The organism is Vibrio sp. CUB2, from assembly GCF_001557945.1.
Classification (GTDB): domain Bacteria; phylum Pseudomonadota; class Gammaproteobacteria; order Enterobacterales; family Vibrionaceae; genus Vibrio; species Vibrio owensii.
On record NZ_LNRB01000020.1, the window covers coordinates 37,235 to 61,306 of the forward strand.

Consider the following 24,072-nt stretch of genomic DNA (forward strand, 5'->3'; position numbering starts at 1 on the left):
AGTAAATGTGAACTATCGACATCTATGCCTCGTTTCATTGCTTTTTCTCACAGGTTGCTCCGACTACCAATGGGGCTGGTATGTACTTGATCCATCGACTGAGCAAGGGCTAACAAACATCAAGTTTCTGATCGCTGGTTTTAATGACACAATCCAAGTGTCACTGCTCAGCATGCTATTTGCGATGACAATTGGATTGAGCATCGCTTTACCCGCGCTTTCTGACTCTCCAATTCTCAAATGGATCAACCGAGTTTACGTGGAAGTGATTCGCTCCATTCCTGTCTTGGTATTGTTGTTGTGGGTGTATTACGGAATGCCGACACTACTCGATGTATCCCTGAACCACTTTTGGGCAGGTGTGATTGCGCTAACCATTGCAGAGAGTGCCTTCATGGCGGAAGTATTTAGAGGGGGAATCCAAGCCATCAGTCGTGGACAACATGAAGCAGCGGAGTCACTCGGATTGAACTACTGGCAAAAAATGCGCTTAGTGATTCTTCCCCAAGCATTTCGCCAAATCTTACCGCCGCTGGGGAATCAATTCGTTTATATCCTAAAGATGAGTTCGTTGGTCAGCGTGATAGGTTTAAGTGACTTAACGAGACGAGCGAATGAGTTGGTCGTAAATGAGTACTTACCATTAGAGATCTATACGTTTCTCGTCTTAGAATATTTGGTGCTGATTCTTTTGGTCTCTCAAGCGGTGCGCTGGCTAGAGAAGCGCATAGCGATCCCAAGTCACTAAACTCTCTCTTTCACAGCACCAGATACAACAAAGCCGCTCATCAAGAGCGGCTTTGGTTTTTATTCTTTTTATGTAAGCGAATTAAGCTTACTTCTTCTTAACTGGACGCTGCCAACCGGTAATTTTGCGCTCTTTCGCACGAGAGATCACAAGCTCACCTTCAGCGACATCTTTGGTTAACGTAGTACCAGCACCAATGGTTGCACCATCCGCAACTGTCACTGGCGCGATAAGTTGGCTGTCAGAACCAACGAAGACGTCGTTACCAATGATGGTCTTAAACTTGTTCGCACCGTCGTAGTTACAAGTGATGGTACCAGCACCGATGTTAGTACGTTGACCGATTTCTGCATCACCTAGGTAAGTTAGGTGGTTCGCTTTAGAACCTTCACCGATACGCGCGTTTTTCACTTCAACGAAGTTACCCACGTGAGAGTCGTTACGCATCTCTGCGCCTGGGCGTAGGCGTGTGAATGGACCAACTGTACATTCTTCACCAACTGTTGCGCCTTCAATTACGCTGTATGGGCGAACGATGGTGTTATCGTCGATTTCACAGTCTTTCAGTACACAACCAGCGCCGATTACAACGTTATCACCCAGTGATACTTTACCTTCGATGATTACGTTCGCATCGATTTCACAATCCATACCGCATTGCAGTTCACCACGTAGGTCGAAACGCGCTGGGTCGCGCAGCATTACGCCTTGCTCTAGTAATTTCTGTGCTTGCATTGATTGGAATGCACGCTCAAGACGAGCCAATTGCGCACGGTCGTTAACACCTTCCACTTCAATCGCGTTTACTGGGTGCACCGCCTCAACCGCGCGACCTTCATCGTGCGCAGCCGCGATAACATCTGTTAAGTAGTATTCGCCTTGTGCGTTTTCGTTGTTTAGACCAGCAAGCCAGCGTTTCAGATCACCACCTGTCGCCACCAGCACACCAGTATTACATTCTTTGATGAGCTTCTGCTCTTCTGTCGCATCTTTTTGCTCAACGATCGCCACTACTGGACCGTTTTTACGAATGATACGACCGTAGCCCATTGGGTTATCTAGCATCACTGTTAACAGTGCAATGCCGCCCGTTGGCTGTGCATCTAATAGGTTTTCAATCGTTTCAGCTGAAATCAGTGGAACATCACCGTAAAGTACCAATACTTTTTCATCATCTTCAAACTTTGGAGACGCTTGATCAACCGCGTGACCTGTACCTAGTTGCTCCGCTTGCAGTACCCAGTTAACCGGCTCTTCTGCTAGCGTTTGCTGCATTTGATCACCACCGTGACCATATACTAGGTGGATGTTTTGTGCGCCAAGACCTGTACATGTATCGACAACATGTTTTGCCATCGGCTTCCCTGCCAAAGTGTGTAGCACTTTAGGCATGTTCGAATACATACGGGTACCTTTACCCGCAGCAAGAATCACAGCACTGAATTTCATTAATAACCTATTGACGTTCTATTTTAATTGGGCGTTATTTTAAACAGCTAAAAAGGAATAGTTAATGGTGGGATGTAAATTTCCAACTAAAATTAATCAAAAAGGCGACCAAATGGCCGCCTTTTTTCATGCAACGTTGCTAATTGAGCTTAGCGACGCTTTTTGGTCAGCTCGATAACTCGTAGCTGAGCAATGGCTTTAGCCAGTTCACTGGCCGCTTGTGCGAAGTCCATATCACCGTGCTGATTCTGGATTTGCTCCTCAGCGCGGCGCTTGGCTTCTTCTGCCTTCGCTGCGTCTAGATCTTCACCACGAATCGCTGTATCAGCCAGTACTGTAGCAGTACCAGGCTGAACTTCGACCATACCACCAGAGACATAAATGAACTCTTCGTGGCCGTGCTGTTTCACAATACGCACCATACCAGGCTTAATAGCGGACAGCAGCGGAGTGTGGCCGTGGAAAATACCCAGCTCACCTTCGCTACCGGTCACCTGAAACGTTTCTACACGACCAGAGAAAATACGTTTCTCAGCGCTTACTACGTCTAGGTGAAAGGTTATTGGTGCCATATCGCCTCCTAGTTAGCCTTATAGCTTCTTCGCATTCTCGATAGCATCGTCAATCGTACCGCAGTACATGAACGCTTGCTCTGGAATGTCATCGTATTCACCAGCTAGTAGACCTTTAAAGCCACGTAGTGTCTCTTTAAGAGGTACGTAAACGCCTGGGTCACCTGTAAATACTTCCGCTACGTGATAAGGCTGAGTTAGGAAACGCTCAATCTTACGTGCACGAGATACAACTTGCTTATCTTCTTCAGATAGCTCGTCCATACCCAGAATCGCGATGATATCTTTCAGCTCTTTGTAGCGCTGAAGAGTCTGCTGAACACCACGAGCTGTGTCGTAGTGATCTTGACCAACTACTAGTGGGTCTAGCTGACGAGAAGTCGAATCTAGTGGGTCGATCGCTGGGTATAGACCCATAGCTGCGATGTTACGGTTAAGTACAACCGTTGCATCCAAGTGCGCGAACGTTGTTGCTGGAGACGGGTCAGTCAAGTCATCCGCAGGTACGTATACCGCCTGTACAGACGTGATAGAACCTTGACGAGTTGACGTGATACGCTCCTGTAGTACACCCATCTCTTCTGCAAGAGTTGGCTGGTAACCTACCGCTGAAGGCATACGACCTAGAAGTGCTGATACCTCAGTACCTGCAAGCGTGTAACGGTAGATGTTATCAACGAACAGAAGTACGTCACGACCTTCGTCACGGAAACGTTCTGCCATTGTTAGACCAGTCAGTGCAACACGTAGACGGTTGCCTGGTGGCTCGTTCATCTGACCGTAAACCATCGCTACTTTAGATTCTTCAGGATTCTCAACGTTTACAACGCCCGCTTCCTGCATCTCAAAGTAGAAATCGTTACCTTCACGAGTACGTTCACCAACACCAGCAAATACTGATAGACCTGAGTGTTGAAGTGCGATGTTGTTGATAAGTTCCATCATGTTAACGGTCTTACCTACACCTGCACCACCGAATAGACCGATTTTACCACCCTTAGCGAATGGACAAACCAAGTCGATTACTTTAACACCAGTTTCTAGAAGTGCTGTTTCGTTTGATTGCTCTTCGTAGCTTGGTGCTTCACGGTGAATAGAGTAAACCTCTTCTGCACCGATCTCACCACGCTCATCAATCGCGTCACCTAGGACGTTCATGATACGACCTAGAGTTTTAGTACCTACTGGTACTGAAATTGGAGCGCCAGTGTTAACCACTTCAACGCCACGACGTAAACCATCAGAGCTACCCATTACGATACAACGAACTACGCCACCGCCTAGCTGTTGTTGAACCTCAAGAACTAGACGCTCTTTAGATTCTGTAACGTTTAGAGCGTCATATACACTTGGTACTTCGCTCTGTGGGAACTCTACGTCGACTACCGCACCGATGATCTGTACGATCTTACCTGTAGCCATCGTTAATCCTCTAAACTATTTCGTTTTACCTAAGCTTAAACCGCAGATGCACCACCAACGATTTCCGATAGTTCTTGTGTGATCGCAGCCTGACGGGCTTTGTTGTACACAAGTTCTAAATCTTCAATCAAGTTGGTTGCGTTATCCGTTGCAGCCTTCATCGCAATCATTCGAGCCGCTTGCTCACAAGCAAGGTTCTCAACCACACCTTGGTATACCTGAGACTCTACGTAACGCACTAGAAGTGTGTCTAATAGAGGTTTTGGCTCAGGCTCATAGATGTAGTCCCATGAGTGCTCACGCTGCATCTCTTCGCTGTCCGATTTAGGCAAAGGTAGCAATTGATCGATCGTTGGTTGCTGAATCATAGTGTTCACAAACTTGTTGAACACCACATATAGACGATCCAGTTCACCTTCATCGTATTTCTTAAGCATTACGCCAACAGAACCGATTAGGTCTTCTAGGCTTGGGCTATCACCCAGACCAGAAACCTGTGCCGCAACTTTTGCGCCACCATGTTTAAAGAAAGCTGTTGCTTTTGAACCAATTACAGCCAGTTCAACTTCAGCACCTTTCTCTTTCCATGATTGCATGTCTGTAACGGCTTTTTTGAACACGTTAATGTTCAAACCACCACACAGACCACGGTCTGTCGAAACGATGATGTAACCAACACGTTTAGCTTCACGCTCTTCTAGGTACGGATGACGGTACTCTAGATTTGCATTAGCCACATGACCGATCACTTTACGCATTGTTTCAGCGTATGGACGAGAAGCTTCCATTGCGTCTTGAGAACGACGCATTTTTGAAGCTGCTACCATTTCCATCGCTTTCGTAATTTTCTGAGTGCTTTTAACACTACCGATTTTATTACGTATCTCTTTTGCGCCGGCCATCGTTACTCTCCGTTAGTTGGTGGCAGAAACTGCCACCGACCTAATTACCAAGTTTGGGTTGCTACGAAGTCGTCAGTCAGTTTCTTCAACTGAGCTTCAACTTCATCGTTGTATGCACCCGTCTTGTCGATCTCAGCTGCGAATTCAGCGTATTGACCGCGAGCGTACGATAGTAGAGACGCTTCGAAATCTAGCAGTTTGCTTAGTTCAACATCTGCTAAATAGCCGCGCTCTGCCGCGAAGATTACTAGTGCTTGGTCAAATACAGACATTGGAGCGTACTGCTTCTGCTTCATTAGTTCTGTAACTTTTTGACCATGGTCTAGCTGTTTCTTCGTCGCTTCATCAAGGTCAGACGAGAACTGTGCGAATGCCGCTAGTTCACGGTACTGAGCTAGTGCTGTACGGATACCGCCAGATAGCTTCTTGATGATTTTCGTCTGAGCTGAACCACCTACACGAGATACTGAGATACCAGGGTCAACCGCTGGACGTACGCCCGCGTTGAATAGCTCAGTTTGTAGGAAGATCTGACCATCGGTAATCGAGATTACGTTAGTCGGTACGAATGCTGAAACGTCACCTGCTTGAGTTTCGATGATAGGAAGAGCAGTTAGAGAACCAGTCTTACCTTTCACTTCACCGTTAGTGAAACGCTCTACGTACTCTTCGTTTACACGAGCTGCACGCTCTAGTAGACGCGAGTGTAGGTAGAATACGTCACCTGGGAATGCCTCACGGCCTGGTGGACGTTTTAGTAGTAGAGAGATCTGACGGTAAGCTACCGCTTGCTTAGATAGATCATCGTAAACAATCAGTGCGTCTTCACCGCGATCGCGGAAGTATTCACCCATCGCACAACCTGCGTATGGCGCTAGGTATTGTAGCGCTGCAGATTCAGAAGCAGATGCAACAACAACGATAGTGTTAGCTAGCGCGCCATGCTCTTCTAGTTTGCGAACTACGTTAGCGATAGTCGATGCTTTCTGACCGATTGCTACGTAGATTGAGAAAATACCAGAGTCTTTCTGGTTGATAATCGCGTCGATCGCCATTGCTGTTTTACCAGTCTGACGGTCACCGATTACAAGCTCACGCTGACCACGACCGATTGGGATCATTGAGTCAACTGATTTGTAGCCAGTTTGTACAGGTTGGTCTACCGATTTACGGTCGATTACACCTGGTGCGATTACTTCTACAGGCGAAGTCAATTTAGCTTCGATTGGACCTTTACCATCGATAGGCTCACCTAGTGTGTTCACTACGCGACCTAGAAGTTCTGGACCAACTGGCACTTCAAGAATGCGGCCAGTACCTGTAACTTTCATGCCTTCCTTAAGGTCAGCATATGGGCCCATTACTACCGCACCAACCGAGTCACGCTCAAGGTTAAGTGCTAGTGCATAACGGCCACCCGGTAATTCAATCATTTCACCTTGCATCACGTCCGCTAGGCCGTGGATGCGGATGATACCATCGCTTACCGATACGATAGTACCCTCGTTGCGAGCTTCACTAACAACGTCGAAAGATTCGATACGCTGTTTGATTAGATCGCTAATTTCCGTGGAATTAAGTTGCATGCTCCAATCCCCATTAAGACTGCAATGCATCGCTCAGGCGGTTCAAACGACCTCGCGCTGAGTCATCGATGACTAGGTCTCCGGCTCGAATAATAACCCCACCAAGTAGGGTCTCATCTACGCTGCAATTCAGCTTCACTTTGCGTTCAAGACGCACTTCAAGTTTGCTGCCAATGTTTGCTAGCTGTTCATCAGAAAGTTCGCTTGCTGAAATGACTTCAACATCGATTTCTTTCTCATGTTCTTTCTTCAATAAGAAGAATTGCTCACAAACATCTGGAAGGGCCGTTAGACGACCATTCTCAGCCATAACCTTAATCAGGTTTTGACCGTGTGCATCAACTTGTTCACCACAAACTGCAACAAAAATCTCCGCCAATTTGTCAGCAGAGACAGAACCCGTTAGAAGTTCATTCATTTGTTCGTTTTTGGCAACTTCAGTAGCGAAAGACAACATTTGGCCCCATTGGTCCAATTGGTCTTTGTCTACAGCAAAGTCAAAAGCTGCTTTAGCATAGGGGCGTGCGATTGTAGTCATATCAGACATATGCGCCCCCAGACTTAAAGTTTTGCAGTAATGTTGTCGAGAATATCTTTCTGAGCGTCTTTATCGATAGTACGCTCAAGGATTTTCTCGGCACCAGCTACAGCCAGAGTAGCAACTTGTTTGCGCAGCTCATCGCGTGCACGATTACGTTCAGCTTCAAGTTCTGCTTCCGCTTGCGCTAGGATTTTCTGGCGTTCTGCCTGAGCTTCCTCGCGAGCTTCATCAATAATTTGAGACTTACGCTTGTTCGCTTGGTCGATGATCTCAGTTGCTGTGCGCTTCGCTTCTTTCATCTGATCAGAAGCGTTGGCTTGTGCTAGATCCAAGTCTTTTGCAGCACGTTCTGCTGCTTGAAGACCGTCAGCAATTTTCTTCTGACGTTCTTCGATCGCTTGCATCAACGGTGGCCATACATACTTCATGCAGAACCACACAAATAGTGCGAACGAGATTGCTTGACCTAGCAGAGTTGCGTTTATATTCACAACAGCTACTCCCTTTTAAGAATCAACTACAAAAATACAATTAACAGAGTTGTTAATTAGCCTGCTAGTTGACCCACAAATGGGTTTGCGAAAGTGAATAGTAGCGCGATTACGATACCGATCATTGGAACCGCATCAAGTAGACCTGCGATGATGAACATCTTAACTTGTAGCATAGGAGCCATTTCTGGTTGACGTGCTGCACCTTCTAGGAATTTACCACCTAGTAGTGCGAAACCAATCGCTGTACCAAGAGAAGCAAGACCGACGATAATACCTACGGCGATTGCAGAAAAGCTCAGTAAAGTTTCCATTACTATCTCCAATTTATAGTTGTTGGCTTAGTGCCCAAATAAAAAGCTTAAAAAATTAATGATCAGCGTCTTCGTGTGCCATTGACAGGTAAACAATTGTCAACATCATGAATACGAAGGCTTGAATCGTAATAACCAAGATATGGAAGATTGCCCACGGTAGTGAACCCATCCATTGTAAGTACCATGGTAGCATTGCCGCACAAAGAATGAATACAACCTCACCCGCGAACATGTTACCGAATAGACGCATACCAAGAGAAAGAGGCTTCGCTAGTAGCGATACCACTTCGATCAGTAGGTTAAACGGAATCATTAGTGGGTGATTGAATGGATGTAGTGCAAGTTCTTTTGCGAATCCACCTAGACCTTTCACTTTGATGCTGTAGTAAATCATCAATGCGAAAACGCCTAGAGCCATAGCCATGGTGATATTCACATCAGCAGACGGTACAACCTTAAGATAAGGGATACCTAGCCAATGCTCTGCTGGGTACGGTAAGAAGTCGATCGGGACTAAGTCCATCACGTTCATCAAGAATACCCAACAAAAGATAGTCAGTGCTAAAGGCGCGATCAGTGGGTTGCGTCCATGGAACGTGTCTTTGACGTTTTCCGCGACAAATTCAACGATCATTTCTACAGCACACTGAAGCTTACCCGGTACACCCGCTGTTGTTCCCTTCGCTACTTTGTAAAAAATTCCGAGGAAGATTAAACCAGTAAACCAAGAAAAAAACAGGCTATCGATATGTACGTTCCAGAAACTTGCTTCATCCGCTACCAAGCCTAACTTAGCTAAAGAAAGGTTTGATAAGTGGTGGGCAATGTAACCGGACGATGTTAGCGCTTCACCTGGCGCAGCCATAACTCATCCTATTTTTTGTTGTTAATGAATAGCACTGGTGCACAGATATTAATACCTAGTACCAGCAAATAGGTTAGTTTGAGGGGAACAAGTTCCACCTGCATATACATGTAGGCTACGTAGAACAACACAACCGTGATGAGGATTTTCAGTACTTCACCTGTGTAGAAAGACGCCGCGATGCGTTTGGCAGCACGAGCCCCACTAAACATAAAAGCACATAGCGCAAAGACAGCATTGGCAACAACAAAGATGCCTCCACCTACCAGCGCTGAAATTCCCCATTCAGGATTCACGGCTATCGCCATTCCTGCAGCCACAAAAATAACCGCGCCAGACTGGATCATTAACAATTGCTTTGCGAGCTCTCGTCCTGGTCTAGCTAACGCAGCTACCATGTATTCGTACCTCTAGTAATATCCACTTTGCACTAAACTCTCTGTGCAGGGAAATTGGCGAAAATTATACGGTGCGAACAATTGAATGCAATTATATTGCATCAAAAACTTACAGTTTTGTTTACAATCCGACAACTTTCACACAAAATTCGATTATTTTAATTAATTGACCTAAATCAATTATCTCATTTAGGCCTCTAGCTTGGCAATCAGTTGATCCAATTTGTGAGGCTCATCAAGACTTATCGTCACTTTCGCTTTGCCGTTTGCAGAACGGACCAAAGAAACCTTAGCATCAAGCAGTTGACTCAATTTATGCGACATTTGCTCCGCTTCGGTATCTTCTTGTTGAGCTTTTTGCTCATTTTGTGGGGCTAAGCACTTTTTTACTAACTGTTCGGTTTGGCGAACGGTCATTTGCTTCTTAGCCACTTGTTGAGCCACTTCAACCTGCTGCTCGCCTTCCAAGGCTAACAGAGCTCGAGCATGACCCATTTCTAATTTTTTGTCTGCAACCAGACCTTTTACATCAATTTCTAACTGATTTAGACGTAATAGGTTACTAACAGTGGTTCTTGATTTGCCAATCACATCGGCCACTTGCTGATGCGTTAGCGTGAATTCATCCTGTAGACGCTCAAGCGCTTGAGCTTCTTCAATCACATTCAAATCTTCACGTTGAATGTTCTCGATAAGCGCCATAGCAATTGCAGCGCGGTCTTCGACCTTTTTCACCAAACAAGGTACACGTTTTAGACCGGCTTGCTTTGCTGCGCGCCAACGGCGTTCACCAGCGATGATTTCAAACTGGCCACTTGCCACTTGGCGAACCACGATCGGCTGAATGATGCCTTGCGATTGAATTGAAGCTGCGAGTTCTTCTAGCGCTTCTGGCGCCATATCTTTACGCGGTTGGTAAACACCAGGCTGCAATTGGCCAATCGCCAAATCAGTCAGTTCACCGTCTGCCGACAATGCTTGGCTGTGCGATGCAATGTGCTGTTTTTCACGAGCCAACGAACTGGTCGACAACAACGCATCCAGTCCTTTTCCTAGACCACGCTTAGACATAGGAGGAATTCCTTAGGTTAGAGAGTTAAACTGGGATTTCTTCGCGGCGGAGCATTTCGCCCGCTAGAGCAAGATACGCTTTGGCGCCTGCGGAGTACTTGTCATAGTACATTGCAGGTTTACCGTGGCTCGGCGCTTCGGCCAAACGCACATTACGTGGGATCACAGTACGGTAAACTTTACTACCAAAGTGTTTTTTAAGTTGATCGGATACTTCATTAGACAGGCGGTTACGTGGATCGTACATGGTACGCAGTAAACCTTCGATTTTGAGGTTTTCATTGACCACGGCCGCTAACTTGCTGATTGTATCCATAAGAGCAGTTAAACCTTCTAACGCAAAGTATTCACATTGCATCGGCACCAGCACAGAGTCGGCTGCGGCCATAGCATTGATTGTAAGAAGGTTTAGAGAAGGAGGACAATCAATAAAGATGAAATCATAGTTATCGCGAACTGACGCAAGGGCGTTTTTCAGACGCACCTCGCGCGCGAATACTTCCATCAATTTGATTTCTGCAGCGGTGACGTCGCCGTTCGCTGCAATCAGATCGTATTTCCCTGTGGTTTCAGTACAAACCACTTGATCAAACGGGGTATCTTCAACCAGAAGATCATACGCCGTCGCGTCAACCATGTACTTGTCAACGCCACTGGCCATCGTAGCATTGCCTTGAGGGTCGAGATCGATCACCAAAACCTTGCGCTTTGTTGCCGCCATCGAAGCTGCTAAGTTAATGCACGTTGTTGTTTTGCCGACCCCACCTTTCTGGTTGGCGATTGCTACAATTTTACCCACGATTACCTCGCTAATTTTCCTTGCGCGATAAGATTACTAGATGACGATCACCTTCCAACTCAGGAACAGCTAAAGATATGATCTCCGTCACACTACACCATTCAGGAAGCAGATCTATTTCATCTTTAGGGTGAAGACCTTTCAAAGCCAAGAACACCCCAGAATCTTGTTTAGGCAGATGATGACACCATTCCACCATGTCCGTCATTGAAGCAAAAGCTCGACTCAAAACGCCATCAAATTTTTCTTCTGGCTGGAATTCTTCGACGCGACTTTGAATTGCCGTCACATTTTTCAGCCCTAGCGTGTGCACAACTTGCTTGATAAAGCGGATGCGTTTGCCAAGGCTATCGAGCAAGAAGAAGGTCTTCTCTGGATTCATGATTGCCAATGGAATACCTGGCAAACCAGGTCCTGTGCCAACATCGATAAAACGCTCACCTGGTAAGTGAGTGCTAACGACGATGCTATCAAGGATATGTTTCACTAGCATCTCAAGTGGGTCACGAACCGACGTCAGGTTGTATGCTTTGTTCCACTTGTCGAGCAGTTCGACGTAGCCGACTAACTGCTCGCGTTGTTTATCAGACACTTCCAAATCAGTTTGAGCGATCAGGTCATCCAATCTTGTGCGTAAAGCGCTCATTACTCTTCCTCACCTTTTTTCAGCAAGCCGTGCTTCTTCAGGTGAACAAGCAGAATCGAAATCGCAGCCGGCGTGATACCAGAAATACGTGATGCAATACCGATGCTTTCTGGTTTCGCTTCTGTCAGCTTAGCGACTACTTCGTTGGATAGACCTTTCACGTCTTTGTAATCCAAGTCCGCAGGGAGCTTAGTGTGCTCATGGCGCAGTGATTTTTCGATCTCTTCTTGCTGGCGCTTGATGTAACCATCGTACTTGACTTGAATTTCAACTTGCTCTGACGCTTGTTGATCTTCTAGAGCAGGAGCAAAAGCATCCAGTTGCGTCAATTGTGAGTATGAGATCTCTGGACGACGAAGAAGATCTTCACCGCTTGCTTCACGTGCCATTGGTGTTTTCAATAGCTTGTTCAGCTCATCAATACCCACAGAATTCGGGTTCATCCACGTCGATTTCAGGCGTTGACGCTCGGTTTCCATGTTATCGATTTTTTCGTTGAAACGTGCCCAACGAGCATCATCAATCAAACCAAGTTCACGCGCTTTTTCCGTCAAACGTAGATCGGCGTTATCTTCACGCAGCAACAGACGGTACTCCGCACGAGATGTGAACATGCGGTACGGTTCTTTGGTACCCATAGTCGACAAGTCGTCAATCAATACACCCATGTAAGCTTGGTCACGGCGTGGGCTCCAGCCTTCTTTGCCTTGACTGTGCAAACTAGCGTTCAAGCCAGCCATCAAACCTTGTGCAGCGGCTTCTTCGTAGCCAGTTGTACCGTTGATTTGACCCGCAAAGAACAGACCGCTGATGAACTTGGTCTCGTAAGTTTGCTTCAAATCACGTGGGTCGAAGAAATCGTACTCAATCGCGTAACCTGGGCGAACGATGTGTGCGTTTTCAAAACCTTTCATTGAACGAACGATTTGTACTTGCACGTCAAACGGCAAGCTGGTGGAAATACCATTCGGGTATAACTCGTGCGTGGTTAGGCCTTCTGGCTCAATGAAGATTTGGTGACTGTTTTTATCCGCAAAACGCATCACTTTGTCTTCGATAGACGGACAGTAGCGCGGACCAATACCTTCGATCACGCCGGCGTACATTGGGCTGCGATCAAGGTTATTGCGGATCACATCATGAGTTTGCTCATTGGTGTGAGTAATAAAACATGGGATTTGGCGCGGCTGATGCTCACGTTTACCCATGAATGAGAATACTGGTGTTGGGTTGTCACCGTGCTGTGCTTCTAACACAGAGAAATCGACACTGCGCGCATCGATACGTGGTGGTGTACCCGTTTTCAGACGATCCACACGGAATGGGAGTTCACGTAATCGATCCGCCAATGCGATCGATGGTGGATCCCCAGCGCGACCACCTGAAGAGCTTTCCATACCAATGTGGATCTTACCGCCAAGGAAAGTACCTACGGTTAAAACCACAGCTTTTGCATGGAATTTCAGACCCATTTGAGTCACAACGCCAACCACACGATCTTGGTCCACAATCAGATCATCAACCGATTGTTGGAACAGAGTTAGGTTTGGTGCGTTTTCTAGCGCGTTGCGTACGTACGCCTTGTACAATGCACGGTCAGCCTGCGCGCGAGTTGCACGAACTGCTGGACCTTTAGAGGCATTTAGCGTTCGGAATTGAATACCCGCATGGTCAATGGCTTCTGCCATCAGACCGCCCATAGCATCCACTTCTTTTACTAAGTGACCTTTACCGATACCACCAATCGCCGGATTACATGACATCTGGCCTAATGTATCGATGTTATGGGTAAGAAGGAGTGTTTTTTGTCCTGTGCGTGCAGATGCGAGCGCGGCTTCCGTTCCTGCGTGTCCGCCACCGACAACAATGACGTCAAAGTTTTCGTGATAAAGCATGAACTGACCTCAGGTATTCAAAGGATTTAATGGACAGATAAAAAAGAGCGGTATTTTACCTTTTTTCTCTGTGAGAGAGAATCGTTTTCTCGCTTTTCAAATTTTAGTCCCTAAGACTATATATATAAGATCTATATATATGATCTTTTATTGGATCTATTATTAGGATCGACCGTTTCTGTGGATAACTAGAAAATGATCAACAAGATCATAGATCTTCTTTGGATCATATCTTGTGATCATGACTTGATCAGATCGAGGATTTCCTGAGATCAAAATGCGGGGTTATACACAGGGGGTAAAACGGATCAAAGTTGTTCTTGGGATAACTAAAGGAAAGTCACCGGATCTTACCTTACTTATCCACAGCGAATTTGGGTGTTTTTTGAGCGGTTGAACAAAAAGTTTTGTAGGAAGTTATTCACAAAGAGGAGAAACAGAGCCGCGATGCGACTCTGTAAGAGAGGTATTAAGCGGTAAAGCGTGCCAGATTCTCCTTCAACCACACCTCTGCGGCGTCTTCAGGTACATCATGGCTGAGTACATCAATCTTCAAGCAGTCTGTGATAGGCGTTGCACCAATGTCTTCTAACAGGTCATAAGCATGCTGACCTGCTGCGCAGAATGTATCGTAGCTTGAATCTCCAATCGCAATCACTGCGAACTTCACATCGGCCATCTTAGGTGGTGTGTTTTGTAACGCAGCAATAAAAGGTTGGATATTATCTGGGTATTCGCCCGCGCCGTGAGTTGAAGTGATCACTAGCCAAGTGCCTTGGTTCTCGATCGATGACAATTCTGGTTGGTTGTGGATCGTCGTTTCTAAACCGTTTTCATTTAGCAGATCACTCAGGTGATCACCTACGTATTCTGCGCCACCTAACGTACTGCCTGTAATAATGTGGATCATGTGTCTTCCTTTATTGAGCCATACTCACGCCTGGGGTAACCACAGTGCGTCAGTACAAAAAGAAACGCGGCGTTAAACTTATGCTTAACACCGCGCGTTTTGATTATTTACCGATACAGAATGAGGAGAAGATTCTGCCGAGGAGGTCATCAGAGCTGAACTCGCCAGTAATCTCATTCAAGTGCTGCTGAGTAATACGCAGTTCTTCTGCGAGGATTTCCCCCGCCATATAGCCTTCAAGCTGTTCTTGGCCGATTTGAAGATGCTGAGCCGCACGTTCTAGCGCATCTAGGTGACGACGACGAGCCATAAAGCCGCCTTCGGTATTGCCTGAGAAGCCCATGCACTCTTTTAAGTGAGTACGCAAAGCATCCACACCTGCGCCTGTTTTTGCTGAGAGGCGAATCAGTGTCGGATCATTTACATGGCAGATCCCCATATCTTCGCCCGTTTGATCCGCTTTGTTACGGATCACCGTCATGCCAATACTGTTTGGCAAGCGATCAACGAAGTCTGGCCAAATGTCTTTTGGATCCGTTGCGTCAGTTGTGGTGCCATCAACCATAAACAGAACACGGTCTGCTTGGGCGATTTCATCCCATGCACGCTCGATACCGATTTTCTCTACTTCATCAGAAGCATCACGCAGACCAGCGGTATCGATGATGTGTAAAGGCATACCGTCGATATGGATGTGTTCACGCAATACGTCACGCGTAGTACCGGCGATATCTGTAACGATAGCGGATTCTTTGCCAGATAGAGCGTTCAATAGGCTTGATTTACCAGCATTAGGTCGGCCTGCAATCACGACTTTCATGCCTTCACGCATGATCGCGCCTTGGTTGGCTTCTTTACGTACCGCATCTAGGTTATCGATGATTGTTTGTAGGTCACCAGACACTTTACCATCGGCCAAAAAGTCGATTTCTTCTTCTGGAAAGTCAATGGCCGCTTCCACGTAGATGCGTAAGTGGATCAGAGATTCCACCAGCGTTTGGATGCGTTGTGAGAACTGGCCTTGCAATGATTGCAGTGCTGATTTTGCTGCTTCTTCTGAGCTGGCATCGATCAGGTCGGCAATCGCTTCTGCTTGAGTTAGGTCCATCTTGTCGTTTAGGAAGGCACGTTCTGAGAACTCGCCAGGTCGAGCAGCACGTACGCCGTCGATACCCAAGATACGCTTAATCAGCATATCCATTACCACCGGGCCACCGTGACCTTGCAGTTCAAGTACGTCTTCGCCTGTAAACGAATGTGGGTTAGGGAAGTACAGGGCAATGCCTTGGTCTAGCACGGTGCCATCTTCCGCTTGAAATGGCAGATACTCTGCGTAGCGAGGCTTTAGCGTCTTACCTGTGACTTCTAGCGTCACTTGATTGGCCTTAGGGCCAGAAACACGAATAATGCCGACACCACCACGACCGGGTGCGGTAGCCTGAGCGACAATCGTATCTGTAGTCATAATCTTGCCTTTTTAGCTGGGCTATAGGGTTTACACCCCTAGGGAGCCAGAACCAATTAATTAGCTGAATTGTAATCAGCCAAAAACAAAAAGGCGACCTTTTGGCCGCCTTTCTTATGCTTTTCTATCAAGGTTACTTAGTGTGTAAGCCTTTTTTCTCCAGCGCTTTGTAAATCAAAGTTTGCTGGATAAGCGTAACGATGTTCGACACCAACCAGTATAGAACTAGGCCTGATGGGAAGAACAAGAAGAAGAAGGTAAACATAACCGGCATAAAGGTCATGATCTTCTGCTGCATTGGATCCGTTACTGTTGTTGGGCTCATCTTCTGGATTAGGAACATTGACGCACCCATCAGTAGAGGCAGGATGTAGTAAGGGTCCTGCGCTGAAAGGTCATGAATCCAACCGAAGAATGGAGAGTGACGTAGCTCAACCGATTCCATTAGTGCCCAGTAAAGCGCGATGAAGATAGGCATCTGTAGGATAAGAGGTAGACAGCCACCCAGTGGGTTCACTTTCTCTTTCTTATACAGTTCCATCATCTCTTGGCTCATGCGCTGACGGTCATCACCGATGCGCTCACGCATTGCTTGCAGCTTAGGCTGTAGCATGCGCATTTTCGCCATAGACGTGTATTGCGCTTTCGTTAGTGGGTACATTGCACCACGAACGATGAAGGTCAAACAGATGATTGCTACACCCCAGTTACCCACAAAGCTTTGGATGAAAGCAAGCAGTGAGTGAAGTGGTTTAGCGATGAACCATAGCCAGCCGTAGTCCACTACTAGGTCTAGGTTTGGTGCCACAGCTGCCATTTCTTTTTGTAGCTTAGGACCAACCCATAGTGTTGCTTCAAACTTCGCTTGGTCACCCGTTGCGATAGTTTTGTTTGGCATACGTACGCCGATGTCACCTAGGTTACCAATCACGCGAGTGTACAGGTTAGTACCTGGTTCGTTGCGTGGGATCCAAGCTGCAGCGAAGTAGTGTTGGATCATTGCTGCCCAACCTTGGCCATCTGCTAGGTTGATAGACAGGTTACGATCCTGCATATCTTCAAAGCTGTATTTCTTGTAACGAACGTCTTCTGTTGAGTAAGCACCGCCACGGTAAGTCGGCATTGTGATGCTACCACCAGCGTCCATTAGGTTTTGACGCAAGTGAGCGTACATACCAAATGTTGCGTTGTTACCAGAGTTGTTCACAACATCGTATTCTACGTTCAGCGCGTAGCTGCCACGTTTGAATACGTAAGTTTTGATGTATTCGATACCGTTTGCAGTGAATGTCATTGGAACGCGTAGTTCGTCTTGACCGTCAGCTAGAGTAAAGCTGTCTGCGCTCACGTTGTAGTGAGGACGGTTAGTGCTGCTAAGATCGATACCTTGAGGACCCACTAGACCGCTTTGTGCGATGAACTGGTGGCCTTTGGTGTCTTTTAGCAGAACGAATGGGTCTGATGAATCAAGTTCAGCAGCGTATTTGTTCAGGTCGGCATGTACCACATCGCCACCAACGGTGTCGATCGACAGAGTTAAAACATCAGTCGTTACTGTGATAGTTTTTGCAGAAGCTTGCTGTTGGCCAGGAACTGGATCCAAGTCATCAGCAAAAGATGGTGCAGGTAGAGTACTGCTTGATTGAGCCTGTTCAACCGCTTGAGGTGCTGGATTCTTTGCTACTTGCCATTGTTGAAACAGCAAGAAAGAAACCAGTGCCAGAGCGATGAGCAGGATATTACGTTGAGAATCCATCGTTAGTTATCTCTGTCTTGTTTTTGGACTGGTGGAACGGGGTCATACCCCCCTTCATTCAAAGGGTGGCATTTTAATAGACGTTTGCCTGATAACCAACATCCTTTTACAAAACCGTGAGCTCTCAAAGCTTCTAGCGCGTAAGTGGAACAAGTTGGAGTGAACCGGCAACGAGGACCAATCAGAGGGCTGATAAACCAGCGATATAGATTAATGAGCCCAATGGCTATCCACGTGAAGGGCGAGACAGGCGATGCCATAGCTTATCAAACAACTTAAATAATTCCTCATTGCTTAAATCTTGCGCGCTTTTCTTTGCAATCACAACAAAATCTTTATTTGGAAGTTGATGTTGATTGTTACGAAAGCTTTCACGAGCCAAACGCTTAAAGCGGTTACGACCAACAGCAGTTTTGATTTGCTTTTTCGGAACAGCTAAACCTAATCGAGGATGAGAAAGTTTGTTATTGCGTGCAATGATGGTGAAATGAGGCGAGCCAGCTCGATGAGCTTGCTGGAAGACGTTTTGATAATGCTCGGGAGTTAACAAGCGTAACTCCCGATTAAACGCGTACGTGTTCAAAATAAACTAGCGATTATTTTGATAGGCGCGCACGGCCTTTTGCACGACGTGCGTTGATAACTTTACGACCGTTCTTAGTTGCCATGCGAGCACGGAAGCCGTGAGTACGCTTGCGCTTTAGAACTGTAGGTTGAAAAGTGCGTTTCATGATAATTACCTTTACTGATCAGTAGTTTTAGGTTCTTGTTAAACCCGGCGTGGGCATTTTGCTTTCTTTATATAAAGAAGCTCTTTATTAAAGAAGAACAACCGACGCCTCTCAACAAAGAGGCGGAATTGTAATCACACTCACATAATGTGTCAATGACTCATGAGTACGAAATTCCGGCCGGGCGATTATACGTAGTGTGAGTAAAATCTCAAGGATCGATTGATCTTGATGCTTGATCTTTACTCTATTCCAACTTGGTTAAGGAATTTTTTCAAACGAGGATCTTGTGGATTGTCGAAGATATCTTGTGGAGAACCTTGTTCAACGATGTTGCCTTCGGCCATAAAGATCACTCTATCCGCCACTTCTTTGGCAAATTGCATCTCGTGCGTGACCACTAACATGGTTTGATGTTGATTGGCTAACTTCTTCATTAATGAGAGAACTTCTCCAACCCATTCAGGATCTAATGCAGAAGTTGGCTCATCAAAAAGCAGCAGTTCCGGTTGCAGCGCCATCGCTCGGCCGATACCCACACGTTGTTGTTGGCCACCAGACAGAGCCGCTGGATAACTTTCTCCTTTATCGCCAAGACCGATGTCATCCAGAATGTCTTGAGCACGCTTGAGAGCGTCTTCTTTTTTCCAGCCGCGTACCGTGATCAAGCCTTCTGCGATGTTCTGACGCGCGTTCATATGAGCAAATAGGGCATAGTTTTGAAAAACAAACCCAGTTCGGCGGCGCAGAGCCAATACTTCGGCTTTGGTATGTTTTTGCGTATCGACGGAAATGTCATCGATGGTGATACGACCTTCATCCGCTTGCTCTAAGAAGTTAACAGTACGTAGAAGTGTCGATTTACCTGTACCACTTGAGCCAATAATAACGATGATCTCACCTTGTTTGATATCGAGATCAATACCTTTGAGGACTTCTGTTTCGCCAAAGCGTTTGTGGATATTTTCTAATTTGATCATCGTACGTACGCCTTATTCAATTTCGCCTCTGCCCAAATTTGTACTCGAGTCAGAATAACCACCACACCCCAGTAAATAAGAGCGACGGCAAGGAAAGCTTCGAAGAAGCGGAAGCTAGAAGAGGCTTCCATTTGCGCTTTAGCCATGATTTCAGCCACACCCAGCGTGAAGGCGAGGGAAGTGGACTTAATCATATCGATGAAATAGTTCATTAAAGAAGGCAGTGCGACGCGCGTTGCTTGTGGCAAAATCACCCGACGCATTGCTTGAGGTGTCGTCATTCCCACTGACAAGCTCGCTTCCATCTGACTGCGATCGATACCAATGATGGCGGCGCGAATACTCTCTGCCATATAAGCGGCAAAGTGGAGCGTTAAGCCAATCACTGCCGCGGAGAAGGCATCAATGCCCACCATGAATGGGAAGATTTGCGGTAAGCCGTAGTAGAGCAAAAACAGTTGTACCAAAAGCGGAGTACCACGGAAGAAGCTGATGTAAAGTTGGCTCAATTGGTCGAGAACTGGCAGCTTAAATACGCGAATGTTCGCTAAAATAACGGCTAGAATCAGTGAAAAGACCAATCCCCATGTGGCCATTTCCATGGTTGTGCCAAGATACTTGAGCAGTATCGGCAACAGTTCCAACATGTAATTAAAATCAAATCCCATACGACTTACCTTGAGAAAAGAAAAGGTGGAATACGAAGTTCCACCTTGTCATTGAGTTAAAAAAGGACGCGAGATAAAGCTCTGCGTCCTAAAAGAAGAGAAGTTTTACTTAGTGATGTCGGCACCAAACCATTTCACAGAAATCTTCTCTACTGTTCCGTCGGCACGCATCTCTTCAAGTGCTTTATTCACTTCTGCCTGTAGCTTACGACCTTTTTCGTTATCAACGAATGGCCAAGCGTTTTGAATCGTTTCAAATGGTTCACCCGCAAGTTGTAGCGGTAGACCGGTTTTCTTAATCAGTTCTAATGCAGACAGACGGTCCATAACGAACGCATCAGCACGGCCTAGCGCTACATCGTGCTCAATACCAGTATCGTAAGTCTTGATGTTAATCTTGCCGTCTTTGTCGTAGCTGCGAAGCAACTGCTCAAAGTTAGAGCCTAGGTTAACCGCAACGGTTTTGCCTGCTAGATCTTCCACACCTTGAATACTGTCGTTGCCTTTACGTACCGTGATTTGCGCGCCATCTACCACGTATGGGTCTGCAAACAGGTATTTCGCTTTACGTGCGTCTGTCATGGTGATCTGGTTTGAGATGGTATCAATACGGCCCGTTTCTAGAAGGCCAAACAAACCAGAAAAGTTCGCTGTAACGTATTCGATCTTGTAATCGTTACGTTTACCGATCTCATCCCACATATCCACTTCAAAGCCTTGCAGCTTATCTTGCTTCACAAAGGTGAATGGGAAGTAACGGCCAGACATGCCTACTTTTACTTCAGTAGCAGCTTGAACGGTCGCGGCAGACAAAGCGATGGCTGCAACGGCAACCTTAATCCAGTTTTTCATAATACATCTCCATACTTTTATGGTTGGAAATACTACTGTCAGTTAGCTCAATTAAAGAAATAACCAAGTGCAATAACCTAGACCTCAGAGTAATAAGATCTTATTTGGTATAGATAGTAGCCAAGATATAGGGATAAATGATGAAAAAACGATCGGAAAGAGCAGAAATGACGATCGAAAAAATCGATGAACCGAAATTCATTCACAGAGTTATCACCAATTGCTCGATCTAGCTGATTTTGCCCAAATGTGGATCAATGTGTGGGCAAATTTGGGGCAAGATGTGTTGATCTCGCTTAGTTGGGCGAAATAATTGTGAATAACTTAGATCTTATTCACTGGATCGTCGATCAATTGCTGGCGATCTTGGTTATCAACAGGTAAAATTGCCAGTCTTTTCCGATAATTCAAATACTCAGTGGGGGCACCGTGTCATCTTCGCTTTGGTTGCAATGTTTGCAGCAGCTTCAAGAAGAGCTACCAGCTACAGAATTCAGCATGTGGGTTCGTCCGTTACAAGCGGAGCTCAATGACAATACTCTCACTCTGTTCGCTCCAAACCGCTTTGTTTTGGATTGGGTTCGCGACAAGTACCTGAACAGCATCAATCGTCTACTGCAGGAATACTGCGGTAACGACGTCCCTAGCTTACGCTTTGAAGTGGGCAGTCGCCCAGTTGCAGCTCCTAAGCCGGCACCGACACGTACGCCAGCTGATGTGGCTGCTGAATCTTCAGCACCAGCGCAATTGCAAGCTCGTAAGCCTGTGCATAAAACGTGGGATGACGACGCTCAAGCGATCGCGAACATCAACCACCGCTCAAACGTGAACCCAAAGCACAAGTTCAACAACTTCGTGGAAGGTAAGTCGAACCAACTGGGTTTGGCTGCAGCACGTCAGGTTTCTGATAATCCGGGCGCAGCTTACAACCCGTTGTTCCTTTACGGTGGTACGGGCTTAGGTAAAACGCACTTGTTGCATGCCGTGGGCAACGCGATTGTGGATAACAAGCCAAACGCGAAAGTGGTGTACATGCACTCTGAGCGTTTTGTTCAAGACATGGTAAAAGCACTGCAAAACAATGCGATTGAAGAATTCAAACGTTACTACCGCAGTGTTGATGCGCTTCTTATCGATGACATTCAGTTCTTTGCTAATAAAGAGCGTTCACAGGAAGAATTCTTCCATACCTTCAACGCGTTATTGGAAGGTAACCAACAGATCATTCTTACTTCAGATCGCTATCCAAAAGAGATCAGCGGTGTGGAAGATCGTCTAAAATCACGTTTTGGTTGGGGTCTAACGGTTGCGATCGAGCCGCCTGAATTAGAAACCCGCGTAGCGATCTTGATGAAGAAAGCCGAAGACCACCAAATCCACCTAGCGGATGAAGTGGCGTTCTTTATTGCCAAGCGTCTACGTTCTAACGTTCGTGAACTGGAAGGTGCACTGAACCGTGTTATTGCAAACGCCAACTTCACTGGTCGTCCAATTACGATTGATTTTGTTCGTGAAGCGCTGCGCGATTTGCTTGCTCTACAAGAAAAGCTTGTAACGATCGACAACATTCAAAAGACGGTCGCGGAATACTACAAGATTAAAGTGGCGGACTTGCTGTCTAAACGCCGCTCTCGCTCGGTTGCACGTCCTCGCCAATTGGCGATGGCGCTGGCAAAAGAGCTGACCAACCACAGCTTGCCTGAAATTGGTGATGCATTTGGTGGTCGTGACCACACCACGGTGCTGCATGCATGTCGCAAGATTGAGCAGCTGCGTGAAGAGAGCCACGATATTAAAGAAGATTACTCTAACTTGATTCGCACCCTGTCTTCGTAATCGGTTAGAATGACAGTATTCTAAGCACATCATTAATTGAGCTGACAGCGTAAAGAGCCAAGCATGAAATTTACCATTGAACGTAGTCATTTAATCAAACCGCTACAACAGGTTTCGGGTGCACTAGGTGGCCGACCAACCCTACCAATTCTTGGTAACCTACTGATTAAAGTAGAAGAGAACGTGTTATCCATGACCGCAACCGATTTGGAAGTGGAATTGGTGAGCAAAGTGGCTCTAGAAGGGGATTTTGAAGCGGGCAGCATTACCGTTCCTTCTCGTAAATTTCTTGATATCTGCCGTGGTCTACCAGATGACTCTATCATCACCTTCGTACTAGAAGGCGATCGCGTACAAGTTCGTTCAGGCCGCAGCCGTTTCTCACTGGCGACGCTTCCAGCGAACGATTTCCCGAACATTGAAGATTGGCAGAGTGAAGTAGAAGTGTCACTGACTCAGTCTGATCTGCGTACTCTGATCGAGAAAACACAATTCTCAATGGCGAACCAAGACGTTCGTTACTACCTCAACGGTATGTTGTTTGAAATCGACGGTACGACGCTACGTAGCGTGGCTACTGACGGTCACCGTATGGCGGTATCTCAAACACAACTCGGTGCCGATTTCGCACAGAAGCAAATCATCGTGCCGCGTAAGGGTGTGCAAGAACTTGTGAAGCTAATGGACGCACCAGAGCAACCTGTCGTGCTACAAATTGGTAGCTCAAATGTGCGTGCAGAAGTGAACAACTTTATCTTCACTTCTAAGCTTGTTGATGGTCGTTTCCCTGACTATCGCCGCGTAATGCCGCAAAGTACGACCAAAACACTAGAAGCAAGCTGTGATGAATTACGCCAAGCGTTTTCTCGTGCAGCGATTCTTTCTAATGAAAAATTCCGTGGTGTTCGTGTGAATCTTGCGGGCAGTGAAATGCGCATTACTGCCAACAACCCAGAGCAAGAAGAAGCAGAAGAAATGTTAGACGTAACCTTTGAAGGTGACGCTATCGAGATCGGCTTCAACGTTAGCTACGTGCTTGATGTGCTTAATACACTGCGTTGCGATAACGTACGTGTGTCGATGTCAGATGCGAACGCAAGTGCGTTGATTGAAAACGCAGACGACGACAGTGCCATGTACGTGGTGATGCCAATTCGTCTATAAGCCATCTG

General features: G+C 46.4%; 26 protein-coding genes. 3 read left to right on the forward strand and 23 right to left on the reverse strand.

Going from position 1 to position 24,072, the window contains the following annotated elements; all coding sequences use genetic code 11:
- The first annotated feature begins 7 nt into the window (after positions 1-7).
- Positions 8-748: an amino acid ABC transporter permease gene (locus ATB78_RS23735; protein WP_061010813.1), complete on the forward strand. Its 741-nt coding sequence runs from the start codon at positions 8-10 to the stop codon at positions 746-748.
- 87 nt (positions 749-835) lie between these two features.
- Here the strand turns inward: ATB78_RS23735 and glmU are convergent, their stop codons facing one another.
- The 23 genes from glmU to ATB78_RS23845 form a co-directional block, all read right to left on the reverse strand.
- Positions 836-2,197 (reverse strand): bifunctional UDP-N-acetylglucosamine diphosphorylase/glucosamine-1-phosphate N-acetyltransferase GlmU, encoded by a 1,362-nt coding sequence (gene glmU / locus ATB78_RS23740; RefSeq protein WP_061010815.1) that lies wholly within the window; start codon positions 2,195-2,197, stop codon positions 836-838.
- Between the two features lie 149 nt (positions 2,198-2,346).
- Entirely contained in the window at positions 2,347-2,769 is a 423-nt protein-coding gene (locus ATB78_RS23745) for a F0F1 ATP synthase subunit epsilon (protein WP_005429758.1), read from the reverse strand.
- Between the two features lie 18 nt (positions 2,770-2,787).
- The gene (gene atpD / locus ATB78_RS23750) at positions 2,788-4,191 is read right to left on the reverse strand and encodes a F0F1 ATP synthase subunit beta (protein WP_061010816.1); all 1,404 of its coding nucleotides are present in this window, start codon (positions 4,189-4,191) and stop codon (positions 2,788-2,790) included.
- A 35-nt stretch (positions 4,192-4,226) separates the two neighbouring features.
- Positions 4,227-5,093: a F0F1 ATP synthase subunit gamma gene (atpG, locus tag ATB78_RS23755; RefSeq protein ID WP_005440806.1), complete on the reverse strand. Its 867-nt coding sequence runs from the start codon at positions 5,091-5,093 to the stop codon at positions 4,227-4,229.
- A 44-nt stretch (positions 5,094-5,137) separates the two neighbouring features.
- The gene (atpA, locus tag ATB78_RS23760) at positions 5,138-6,679 is read right to left on the reverse strand and encodes a F0F1 ATP synthase subunit alpha (protein WP_009708033.1); all 1,542 of its coding nucleotides are present in this window, start codon (positions 6,677-6,679) and stop codon (positions 5,138-5,140) included.
- A gap of 13 nt (positions 6,680-6,692) precedes the next feature.
- On the reverse strand, positions 6,693-7,226 hold the full coding sequence (atpH, locus tag ATB78_RS23765; protein ID WP_005440809.1) for a F0F1 ATP synthase subunit delta: 534 nt from the start codon (positions 7,224-7,226) through the stop codon (positions 6,693-6,695).
- Positions 7,227-7,240: 14 nt separating this feature from the next.
- Positions 7,241-7,711 (reverse strand): F0F1 ATP synthase subunit B, encoded by a 471-nt coding sequence (gene atpF / locus ATB78_RS23770; RefSeq protein WP_005451032.1) that lies wholly within the window; start codon positions 7,709-7,711, stop codon positions 7,241-7,243.
- A 56-nt stretch (positions 7,712-7,767) separates the two neighbouring features.
- Positions 7,768-8,025: a F0F1 ATP synthase subunit C gene (gene atpE / locus ATB78_RS23775; RefSeq protein ID WP_005372317.1), complete on the reverse strand. Its 258-nt coding sequence runs from the start codon at positions 8,023-8,025 to the stop codon at positions 7,768-7,770.
- A gap of 55 nt (positions 8,026-8,080) precedes the next feature.
- Positions 8,081-8,893 carry a F0F1 ATP synthase subunit A gene (gene atpB / locus ATB78_RS23780; RefSeq protein ID WP_020195196.1) on the reverse strand — a complete coding sequence of 271 codons (813 nt, stop codon included), beginning with the start codon at positions 8,891-8,893 and terminating at the stop codon, positions 8,081-8,083.
- Between the two features lie 8 nt (positions 8,894-8,901).
- Positions 8,902-9,291: a F0F1 ATP synthase subunit I gene (locus ATB78_RS23785; protein ID WP_005440813.1), complete on the reverse strand. Its 390-nt coding sequence runs from the start codon at positions 9,289-9,291 to the stop codon at positions 8,902-8,904.
- 189 nt (positions 9,292-9,480) lie between these two features.
- Entirely contained in the window at positions 9,481-10,362 is an 882-nt protein-coding gene (locus ATB78_RS23790; RefSeq protein WP_005440814.1) for a ParB/RepB/Spo0J family partition protein, read from the reverse strand.
- 25 nt (positions 10,363-10,387) lie between these two features.
- On the reverse strand, positions 10,388-11,161 hold the full coding sequence (locus tag ATB78_RS23795) for a ParA family protein (RefSeq protein WP_005440815.1): 774 nt from the start codon (positions 11,159-11,161) through the stop codon (positions 10,388-10,390).
- 10 nt (positions 11,162-11,171) lie between these two features.
- Positions 11,172-11,807: a 16S rRNA (guanine(527)-N(7))-methyltransferase RsmG gene (gene rsmG / locus ATB78_RS23800; RefSeq protein WP_061010817.1), complete on the reverse strand. Its 636-nt coding sequence runs from the start codon at positions 11,805-11,807 to the stop codon at positions 11,172-11,174.
- Positions 11,807-13,702 carry a tRNA uridine-5-carboxymethylaminomethyl(34) synthesis enzyme MnmG gene (mnmG, locus tag ATB78_RS23805; protein WP_061010818.1) on the reverse strand — a complete coding sequence of 632 codons (1,896 nt, stop codon included), beginning with the start codon at positions 13,700-13,702 and terminating at the stop codon, positions 11,807-11,809. Before mnmG ends, rsmG begins: the two co-directional genes overlap by 1 nt.
- Positions 13,703-14,171: 469 nt before the next feature.
- Positions 14,172-14,612, reverse strand: a complete 441-nt coding sequence (mioC, locus tag ATB78_RS23810) for an FMN-binding protein MioC (protein WP_005440825.1) — start codon at positions 14,610-14,612, stop codon at positions 14,172-14,174.
- Between the two features lie 103 nt (positions 14,613-14,715).
- Complete coding sequence (mnmE, locus tag ATB78_RS23815) at positions 14,716-16,077, reverse strand: tRNA uridine-5-carboxymethylaminomethyl(34) synthesis GTPase MnmE (RefSeq protein ID WP_061010819.1); 1,362 nt, start codon at positions 16,075-16,077, stop codon at positions 14,716-14,718.
- Between the two features lie 133 nt (positions 16,078-16,210).
- Positions 16,211-17,833 carry a membrane protein insertase YidC gene (gene yidC / locus ATB78_RS23820; RefSeq protein ID WP_009708036.1) on the reverse strand — a complete coding sequence of 541 codons (1,623 nt, stop codon included), beginning with the start codon at positions 17,831-17,833 and terminating at the stop codon, positions 16,211-16,213.
- Between the two features lie 2 nt (positions 17,834-17,835).
- Positions 17,836-18,093, reverse strand: coding sequence for a membrane protein insertion efficiency factor YidD (yidD, locus tag ATB78_RS28685; RefSeq protein ID WP_078608021.1), 258 nt, complete (start codon positions 18,091-18,093; stop codon positions 17,836-17,838).
- Positions 18,060-18,383: a ribonuclease P protein component gene (gene rnpA, locus ATB78_RS23825; protein ID WP_009699098.1), complete on the reverse strand. Its 324-nt coding sequence runs from the start codon at positions 18,381-18,383 to the stop codon at positions 18,060-18,062. The genes yidD and rnpA overlap by 34 nt, the downstream gene beginning before the upstream one ends.
- A gap of 46 nt (positions 18,384-18,429) precedes the next feature.
- The gene (gene rpmH / locus ATB78_RS23830; RefSeq protein WP_005378825.1) at positions 18,430-18,564 is read right to left on the reverse strand and encodes a 50S ribosomal protein L34; all 135 of its coding nucleotides are present in this window, start codon (positions 18,562-18,564) and stop codon (positions 18,430-18,432) included.
- A gap of 242 nt (positions 18,565-18,806) precedes the next feature.
- Entirely contained in the window at positions 18,807-19,544 is a 738-nt protein-coding gene (locus ATB78_RS23835) for an amino acid ABC transporter ATP-binding protein (RefSeq protein ID WP_061010820.1), read from the reverse strand.
- Positions 19,541-20,212 (reverse strand): amino acid ABC transporter permease, encoded by a 672-nt coding sequence (locus ATB78_RS23840; RefSeq protein ID WP_005440833.1) that lies wholly within the window; start codon positions 20,210-20,212, stop codon positions 19,541-19,543. The genes ATB78_RS23835 and ATB78_RS23840 overlap by 4 nt, the downstream gene beginning before the upstream one ends.
- Before the next feature lie 105 nt (positions 20,213-20,317).
- Positions 20,318-21,064 (reverse strand): amino acid ABC transporter substrate-binding protein, encoded by a 747-nt coding sequence (locus ATB78_RS23845; RefSeq protein WP_005440835.1) that lies wholly within the window; start codon positions 21,062-21,064, stop codon positions 20,318-20,320.
- 429 nt (positions 21,065-21,493) lie between these two features.
- On the opposite strand from ATB78_RS23845, the gene dnaA reads away from it, so the two are divergent.
- Both dnaA and dnaN read left to right on the forward strand, forming a co-directional pair.
- A complete protein-coding gene (dnaA, locus tag ATB78_RS23850; protein ID WP_005440837.1) occupies positions 21,494-22,900 on the forward strand; it encodes a chromosomal replication initiator protein DnaA in 1,407 nt (468 codons plus the stop codon).
- A gap of 63 nt (positions 22,901-22,963) precedes the next feature.
- Complete coding sequence (dnaN, locus tag ATB78_RS23855; protein ID WP_005440839.1) at positions 22,964-24,064, forward strand: DNA polymerase III subunit beta; 1,101 nt, start codon at positions 22,964-22,966, stop codon at positions 24,062-24,064.
- The last annotated feature ends 8 nt before the right edge of the window (positions 24,065-24,072 follow it).